This window comes from Aeromonas popoffii, from assembly GCF_000820025.1.
GTDB lineage: Bacteria > Pseudomonadota > Gammaproteobacteria > Enterobacterales > Aeromonadaceae > Aeromonas > Aeromonas popoffii.
The window spans coordinates 498-8,271 of the sequence record NZ_CDBI01000101.1 but is presented as its reverse complement, the minus strand read 5'-3'; the positions used below and the strand labels follow the sequence as shown (position 1 = coordinate 8,271).

Below are 7,774 nucleotides of genomic sequence, written 5' to 3'. Positions count from 1 at the left end.
CATGAATCTTGAGCTGATGCTGCCGCTCATCCTCTATCTGGTGCTGGTGCTCGGGATCGGCTTCTGGGCCAGCCGCCACCGTGCCGGCGGCGACTTTGTGCAGGAGTACTTCATCGGCAACCGCAGCATGGGCGGCCTGGTACTGGCCATGACGCTGGTAGCCACCTATACCTCGGCGTCCTCTTTCATCGGCGGCCCGGGGGCAGCCTACAAAATAGGCCTTGGCTGGGTGTTGCTGGCGATGATCCAGCTGCCCACCGTCTGGCTCACCCTGGGGGTGCTCGGCAAGAAGTTCGCTATCATAGCCCGCCGGGTCAATGCGGTGACCATCAACGACATGCTGTGGGCCCGCTATCAGAGCAAGGCCGTCGTCGTACTGGGCTCGGTCACCATCATCCTCGCCTTTATCGCGACCATGGTGGTGCAGTTTATCGGCGGCGCTCGCCTGCTGGAGACGGCGACCGGCCTGAGCTATCAGCAGGGGCTTTTCCTGTTTGCCAGCTGCGTGCTGCTCTACACGGTGATCGGCGGCTTTCGCGCCGTGGTGATGACCGATGCCCTACAGGGGATCATCATGCTGATCGGCACCGGCGCCTTGCTAGCGGGGATTTTGATTGCCGGTGACGGCCTGCCCAATCTCATCCACCAGCTCAGGGAGATCGATCCCAAGCTGGTGAGCCCGCAGGGGGCCGGCGACATGCTGACCCAGCCCTTCATGCTGAGCTTCTGGATCCTGGTCTGTGTCGGGGTAGTGGGGCTGCCACACTCGGCCCTGCGCTGCTTTGGCTACCGCGACAGCAAGGCGCTGCACAGAGGCATTCTCATCGGCACCGTGGTCAGTGCCCTGCTGATGTTCGGCATGCACCTGGCCGGGGCGCTCGGTCGCGCCATCCTGCCCGGCATGGACAGCCCGGACAAGATCATGCCCTCGCTGATGATGGAGGTGCTGCCCCCCTGGCTGGCCGGGGTCTTCCTGGCGGCGCCCATGGCAGCCATCATGTCCACCATCGACTCCCAGCTGATCCAGGCCTCTGCGACCCTGGTGAAGGATCTCTACCTCAACTACCTCAATCCGAAGCAGGAGAAGCTGGAGGTGCACATTCCCCGCCTCTCCCTGCTCTGCACCCTGATCCTGGGCACCCTGGTGCTGCTCGCGGCGCTACAGCCCCCCGAGATGATCATCTGGCTCAACCTGCTCGCCTTTGGCGGCTTGCAGGCGGTATTCCTCTGGCCGCTGGTGCTCGGCCTCTACTGGTCACGGGCCAACGGCCCGGGCGCGCTGGCCAGCATGGTGTCCGGCATCGTCTGCTATGGCGTGTTGAGTCAGTCGGGGATCAAGCTGGCCGGACTGCACGCCATAGTGCCGAGCCTGGGGCTAGGATTGGCTGCCTTCGTGGTGGTCAGCCTGCTGACACCACCACCCGATCAGGGCGTGCGGCGATTGTTTGAGCAGCAATAACAAATAGATTAATGAAGGGCTCCAAAACCATCCTCAAATGGGTGTTTTGCAGGTAAAATGTGCGCCACGTCACAAAACCACGTTCCCTTATGCCAATACAGAACGCCAGACAGATCCTGACTCAAGCCCTGCAACGACTCGGTTATGCCCTGCTGTTGCCGGTCTCCATAATACCGCTGGCGGCCATGTTCTATCGGCTCGGTCAACCGGATGTGCTGGATCTGGCGGTGCTCTCCCTCACGGGACGTGCCCTGTTCAGCCAGATGCCGCTCATCTACGCGGTGGCCATCGCCTTCGGCCTGAGCCGGCAGGGAGAGGGTACCCAGGCGCTGGCCGGGGCCGTCAACTTTCTGTTGCTGAGTTCGGCACTGGGCACCCTGGCCCCCGGCCTGCATGCGGACATGATCTGCGGCCTGCTGGCGGGCATGACCACGGCCATCGTCTACCCCTGGGTGAAGCGGCATACACTGTCGGGCTGGTTGCAGAGAGTGAATCGGGACTTTCTCTGCCTGTTCGCCTCGGCGCTCAGCTGCCTGTTGCTGGCGTTCCCTCTCTCCCTGTTCTGGCCCCTGCTGGAGCAGGGCATCACGCTGCTGGCCTCAGAGCTGCTCACCACCCCGCTGGGGGCTTTCTGCTATGGCGTGCTGAACCGCTTGCTGATCCCCCTTGGCCTGCATCAGGTATTGGGCAGCCTCATGGGGCTGGGCGAGAGCAACCTGCAGGCGCTGGCCTCTGCCCAGCCGCTGCACGAAGGGTATGTGGCCGGGCTCTACCCCATCATCATGTTCGGCCTGCCGGGCGCCTGTTTTGCCATCTGGCTGCACCGCCAGCGCATGCAGCGACTGCCGCAAGGGGGCCTGCTGCTCACCCTGGCACTCACCTCGGCACTGGTGGGGATCACGGAGCCCATCGAGTTTCTGTTCGCCTTCACCGCCCCCTGGTTGTTTCTGGCCCATGCCCTGCTGACCGGGCTGTCGCTCGCCATCTGCAATGCTCTGGGCATCCAGGTGGGCAGTTACTTCTCCGCCGGCCTGCTGGATCTGATGCTGAGCTATCAGTCCGGCGTGCACAGCTTCTGGCTCATTCCGGTCGGTATCCTGTTCTTCGTCGCCTATACCCTGTTGTTCTATCAGCTGCTGGAGCGCGCCCCCCTCAGACTGCCGAGCAAGCCCATCGCCAACGAGTATCCACGGCTGGCGAGCGTCGCCCCCTCCGACCCCCAGATGCTGGCGATCCAGTACCTCAAGGTGCTGGGCGGGATGGACAACCTGCAGGCCATGAGCGTCTGCCTGACCCGCCTCAGCCTGCGGGTCCGCGACATAGCGCGGGTGGATCAGTCTCGTCTGCTGGGGCTGGGTTGCCTCTCCTGGATCCAGCTCAACGATCACCAGCTGGTGCTGGTGCTGGGCCCCAATGCCAGCCTGATCGAAGGGCAGATCCGCATGCTGGCGGAGCGCCAGTCGGTACCGCTCGGCCTCAAGCCCAACCAGGAGTCCGCCAGCCAGAGCAACTGGTAACCTCAGGCAAACGGCAGCCGCTCGGCGACGACGTCCATCAGCGAGCGCATTCGGGGAGATGAGGCAGAAGGGATTGGGCGGTATGGGGTGATCCGGCAGCACCTTGTGCAACCGCCCCGTCGCCAGATCCTGCTGGCAAACGTGGTGTGGCAACAGGGCAATCCCCCCTTCGTGCAATGCCATCTTCTGTACCAATGCCACCGAGCAGCACTGGGATGCCATGGCCAGCCTCATTCGCCCACATCTGCACCATCGACGACTCGGCGGCGTTCTCTTCCTGCGTCATGCCGACATGGGCAAACCACGACAGCACAGGCCCATGATGATAGAATCTCGCGGTTTCACATTTATGAAGAGTCGACGCCATGCCCTGGATACAAATTCGAATCAACGCCACTGCCAAGACAGCAGACAAGGTGAGCAACATGCTGCTGGGGCGTGGAGCCCAGGCCGTGACCTTTATGGATGCCCAGGATGTGCCCGTGTACGAGCCGCTGCCGGGTGAAACCCCGCTTTGGGGCGAGACCGAAGTGATGGGCTTGTTCGATGCCGAAACCGATCCGGCCCCCACCATCGCCTTCTTCCAGCAGATCTTCGGTGAAGACGTCGGCTACAAAGTCGAACAGCTGGAAGACAAGGACTGGGTGCGCGAGTGGATGGATCACTTCCACCCCATGCAGTTTGGCGAGCGCCTCTGGATCTGCCCGAGCTGGCGCGATGTGCCGAACCCCGATGCGGTCAACGTGATGCTGGATCCGGGTCTGGCCTTCGGTACCGGTACCCACCCCACCACGGCGCTCTGTCTACAGTGGCTGGATGGGCTGGATCTGGCCGGTAAAACCGTGGTCGACTTTGGCTGTGGCTCCGGCATTCTCGGCATCGCCGCCCTGAAACTGGGGGCCGCCCGCGTCATCGGTATCGACATAGACCCGCAGGCCATCCAGGCCAGCCACGACAACGCCGAGCGTAACGGCGTGGCGGGCCAGATTGAACTCTACCTGCCTGCGGACCAGCCGCAAGACGTCGAAGCGGATGTCGTCGTAGCCAACATCCTGGCCGGCCCGCTGCGCGAACTGGCACCGCTTATCGCCGGCCACGGCAAGGCGGGCAGCCTGATGGCCCTCTCCGGCGTGCTGGAAAGCCAGGCCCCGGAGCTGGAAACCATCTACGGCCAGTGGTTCGACATGGACCCGACCGCAGTGAAAGAGGAGTGGTGCCGCCTCTCCGGCCGCAAGCACGGCTGATAAGATCCGCCACTTCCTATACAAGCAGGGCTCCCATACGGGGGCCCTGCTCGTTTCAGTCCCCATGAAACCTGACCAGCCAATACGAGGCTCGTTGGCTTGCCCATAGTGCTAACCCGCCGAGAAAAATATCCACTCGAGAACAAATTCTGATTCAATTCCGGTAGGATGAGCATCAAACGAGGAATGATGGGAACGGAGACTCTTTATGCGCATTGCCATTCTGGATGATTATCAGGATCAGGTTCGTCATCTACCCTGCTTTGCCATGCTGGCGGGGCATGATGTCATGGTACTCAACCAGAGTGAGCCAGATGCAGCACGTCTTGCCGCCATGCTGGAAGGCATTGAGGCTCTGGTACTGATCCGCGAGCGTACTCGCATCGACGAACACCTGCTGATGGGGCTTCCCTCACTCAAGCTCATCAGCCAGACCGGCAAGATCAGCCAGCATATAGACCCGGTACAGTGCCAACAATACGGTGTTGCCATCGCTGAAGGAGTCGGCAGCCCCATTGCGCCTGCCGAGCTCTGCTGGGCACTCATCATGGCGGCCTCACGCCATATTCCCGCTTACAGCAAAGCGTTGGGCCAAGGCCAATGGCAGCAATCCGGCAGCCTCGGTCTGGGTCGAACTCTGCACGGTCTGACACTCGGCATCTGGGGCTATGGCAAGATAGGCCAGCACATAGCCCGCTATGGCAAAGCATTTGGCATGTCGGTACTGATATGGGGCAGTGACTCATCCCGTCAGCGGGCAGAGCAGGATGGGCTGGAAGCCGCTGCCGGCAAGGACGCATTTTTCCGGCAGGCCGATGTCTTGTCCCTCCATCTGCGGCTCAACGAGATCACTCGAGCCTGCGTTACCCGTGCCGATCTGGCTCGCATGAAAGCAGACTCTTTGCTGGTCAATACCAGCCGGGCCGAGCTCATCGAGCCGGGAGCCCTTTATGCCGAGCTCACCGCCAATCCGCTCAAGCAAGCTGCGCTGGATGTGTTCGATCTCGAACCAGCCACACTCGACAGCGAGCCCCTGCTGCGTCTACCCAACGTGCTGGCCACACCGCATCTGGGTTATGTGGAGCAAAACAGCTATGAGCTCTACTTTCGCAAGGCATTTGAAAATGTGCTGGCCTTTGCCGATGGCAGGCCACAAAACCTGGTGATACCGGCGCAGGGCTGAAGCTCACGCTTATTCTGCTGACAAGGCAGTCATATATGACTCTGTCCGCACGCGTGTGCAGCGGCCTGCTGCCCCACTCACCTCATGCCAATCAGAGAGCAGAATGCCCCATGACCGAATATCAAAAGATGATCAGTAGCCAAGTCTATAACTGCATGGCGCCGGAGCTGGATGTCCTGCGCCACGAGACGGCGCGCCGCTATCGCCGTTTCAATCGCAGCGAGGAGGAGGAACTGCTGGCGCTGCTGCAGGAGATAGTCGGCGAGCTGGCACAGGGGGCCTTCATTTGTCCGCCCCTTTACTGTACCTATGGCCGCCATATCAGCCTGGGAAAAAATTCCTATATCAACATGGGGGCCACTCTGCTGGACAACGCACCGATCCGCATCGGCGCCAACGTCATGATAGGACCGAACGTGCAGATCTACACCGCCGCCCACGCGCTGGCAGCCGATGAGCGCATTCAGGGGATGGAGACGGCATTGCCGGTGACCATAGAAGACAAGGTCTGGATAGGCGGCGGCGCCATCCTGCTGCCCGGCGTCACCATAGGGCGGGAGGCCATCGTCGGCGCGGGCGCTGTGGTGACCAAAGACGTGCCAGCCGGTGCGCGGGTGGTGGGCAACCCGGCCCGGATCCTGCCTGCCAACACGGGGCGCTGATCCCTTCCCGCTGCCAGGCGGTCGCAGCAACCGCCGAACGGGCCGCGCAGTGAAGTACGGGCAGGCATGCGGCAGTTAACAGGAGCCCATAAAAATGAAGCCCAATGTCACGAAGACGTTGGGCTGTAAAAAGGTGCTACGGAATTGCGACTCTCATCGCAGAAAATCAGAAGGGGTCACCTTCTAAACTGGCATAGAGATATTAATAAGGCGCAAACGTTTTACATAGCGTAATCAACCAAGATTGAGAACAGCCTCTCACTATTTAAAAAATTCCCTGCCAAGCCCCATCTCCCTCTTGGCAAGTATTTATTTATCAGTGCAGCCTCAGGAACATAATCGGGCAGGCTCAAAAAAGCCCTGACAAGTCAGGGCCTTGACTAAAAAATATGCAGATTAGAAACGACGGACAAACTCATCTGGCGGCAGTTCGCGCAACTTGCGCGCCTCCAGCATGGGGGTACCGAGGTAGAGGAAACCCACCAGTTGATCCTCCGGTGCCAACCCCAACCCCTCGTTGACCCGCTCATCGAAGATGAACCAGCCGGAGCGCCAGATACCGTTGAAGCCCTGCGCCTGCGCGGCCATCTGCATCGCCATCAGGGCGCAACCGGCAGAGAGCTCCTGCTCCAGTTTCGGCACTTTGGGGTGGGCCTGATAGCGGGTAGCGACGGCCACCAGCAAGGGCGCGCGCAGCGGCGCCTCCTGGCACTTCTTGACGCTATCTTCATCCTCGCCACGGGCGCGGGCCGCGTCTGCCAGCAGGTTACCCAACCGCCCACGACCCTCCCCTTCAAACAGAATGAACTGCCAGGGGGTCAGGGTGCCGTGATCCGGCGCGCGCAGTCCCGCCTTGAGGATATTGTCGAGCACCTCACCGCTCGGGGCGGGATCGGCGAGACGGCCACAGGAGTGGCGGTTGAGCAACAGGGTGAGGGCATCCATGGGCAATTCCTTCTCTGGGGCAATGATGGCGCTACCTTAGCACAGCACCGAATGAAGAAAACCCCTGAGGCTCAGGGGTTTATCGCACGATAGAGGGTCAGAGGGTATGGCTGGCTAGATAACGGCAGCCAACTCGGCCCCTTGCCGGATGGCGCGCTTGGCATCCAGCTCGGCCGCCACGTCGGCACCACCTATGATATGCACCGGCTTGCCCGCCGCCTGCAATCCAGCTTGCAACTCCTTGAGGGGCTCCTGCCCTGCGCAGATGATCACCTGATCCACCGGCAGACACTGTTTGGTCTCGCCCACCTGAATGTGCAAGCCCTCGTCATCGATCCCCAGATATTGCACCCCGGAGAGCATCTGTACCTTGCGGTTCTTGAGCACGGTTCTGTGGATCCAACCGGTGGTCTTGCCAAGGCCGTCACCCACCTTGCTCTCCTTGCGCTGCAACAGCCAGACCTGGCGCTCGGGCGCGTCGATTTCGGGGGCGATCAAGCCGCCACGCTGGTCGAGTTGCTTGTCGATGCCCCACTCCTTGAGCCAGTGATCACGATGGCCGTCGGCATCCATCTCCACCTTTTTCTCAACCAGGTATTCAGCCACATCGAAGCCGATGCCGCCTGCGCCGATCACCGCCACCTTCTGGCCGACCGGCTTGTGATCCCGCAATACATCGAGGTAGTTCATCACCTTGGGATGCTCAATGCCCGGAATATTTGGTGAGCGCGGGCGGATGCCGGTGGCGAGGATCACCTCGTCAA

Annotated in this window: 7 protein-coding genes and 1 pseudogene; 5 read left to right on the top strand and 3 right to left on the bottom strand. The window is 61.3% G+C overall.

Annotated elements, in window-relative coordinates; translation table 11 throughout:
* Position 1: 1 nt before the first annotated feature.
* Both panF and BN1129_RS21070 read left to right on the top strand, forming a co-directional pair.
* The gene (gene panF / locus BN1129_RS21075) at positions 2–1,459 is read left to right on the top strand and encodes a sodium/pantothenate symporter (protein ID WP_042039239.1); all 1,458 of its coding nucleotides are present in this window, start codon (positions 2–4) and stop codon (positions 1,457–1,459) included.
* An 89-nt stretch (positions 1,460–1,548) separates the two neighbouring features.
* Positions 1,549–2,976, top strand: coding sequence for a PTS transporter subunit EIIC (locus tag BN1129_RS21070; protein WP_042039237.1), 1,428 nt, complete (start codon positions 1,549–1,551; stop codon positions 2,974–2,976).
* Between the two features lie 2 nt (positions 2,977–2,978).
* Here the strand turns inward: BN1129_RS21070 and BN1129_RS24520 are convergent.
* Positions 2,979–3,180, bottom strand: a pseudogene (locus tag BN1129_RS24520) (LysR substrate-binding domain-containing protein); the annotation flags it as partial.
* Between the two features lie 161 nt (positions 3,181–3,341).
* On the opposite strand from BN1129_RS24520, the gene prmA reads away from it, so the two are divergent.
* The 3 genes from prmA to BN1129_RS21055 all read left to right on the top strand — a co-directional run bounded on the left by prmA (position 3,342) and on the right by BN1129_RS21055 (position 6,065).
* Entirely contained in the window at positions 3,342–4,220 is an 879-nt protein-coding gene (prmA, locus tag BN1129_RS21065; protein ID WP_042039236.1) for a 50S ribosomal protein L11 methyltransferase, read from the top strand.
* A 208-nt stretch (positions 4,221–4,428) separates the two neighbouring features.
* Positions 4,429–5,403 (top strand): D-2-hydroxyacid dehydrogenase family protein, encoded by a 975-nt coding sequence (locus BN1129_RS21060; protein ID WP_042039235.1) that lies wholly within the window; start codon positions 4,429–4,431, stop codon positions 5,401–5,403.
* A 110-nt stretch (positions 5,404–5,513) separates the two neighbouring features.
* Positions 5,514–6,065, top strand: a complete 552-nt coding sequence (locus BN1129_RS21055; protein WP_042039234.1) for a sugar O-acetyltransferase — start codon at positions 5,514–5,516, stop codon at positions 6,063–6,065.
* A gap of 396 nt (positions 6,066–6,461) precedes the next feature.
* On the opposite strand, the gene BN1129_RS21050 is transcribed toward BN1129_RS21055, so the two are convergent.
* The gene (locus tag BN1129_RS21050; RefSeq protein ID WP_042039233.1) at positions 6,462–7,010 is read right to left on the bottom strand and encodes an NAD(P)H nitroreductase; all 549 of its coding nucleotides are present in this window, start codon (positions 7,008–7,010) and stop codon (positions 6,462–6,464) included.
* A gap of 114 nt (positions 7,011–7,124) precedes the next feature.
* Positions 7,125–7,774, bottom strand: a 650-nt coding sequence (locus BN1129_RS21045; protein WP_167335300.1) for an FAD-dependent oxidoreductase, incomplete at its 5' end; no start/stop codon positions are given.

Bases quoted from the DNA above. Each gene is read 5' to 3' on its own strand.
- BN1129_RS21070 (WP_042039237.1), top strand. From the start codon at position 1,549: ATGCCAATACAGAACGCCAGACAGATCCTGACTCAAGCCCTGCAACGA.
- panF (WP_042039239.1), top strand. From the start codon at position 2: ATGAATCTTGAGCTGATGCTGCCGCTCATCCTCTATCTGGTGCTGGTG.
- BN1129_RS21055 (WP_042039234.1), top strand. From the start codon at position 5,514: ATGACCGAATATCAAAAGATGATCAGTAGCCAAGTCTATAACTGCATG.
- prmA (WP_042039236.1), top strand. From the start codon at position 3,342: ATGCCCTGGATACAAATTCGAATCAACGCCACTGCCAAGACAGCAGAC.
- BN1129_RS21060 (WP_042039235.1), top strand. From the start codon at position 4,429: ATGCGCATTGCCATTCTGGATGATTATCAGGATCAGGTTCGTCATCTA.
- BN1129_RS21050 (WP_042039233.1), bottom strand. From the start codon at position 7,010: ATGGATGCCCTCACCCTGTTGCTCAACCGCCACTCCTGTGGCCGTCTC.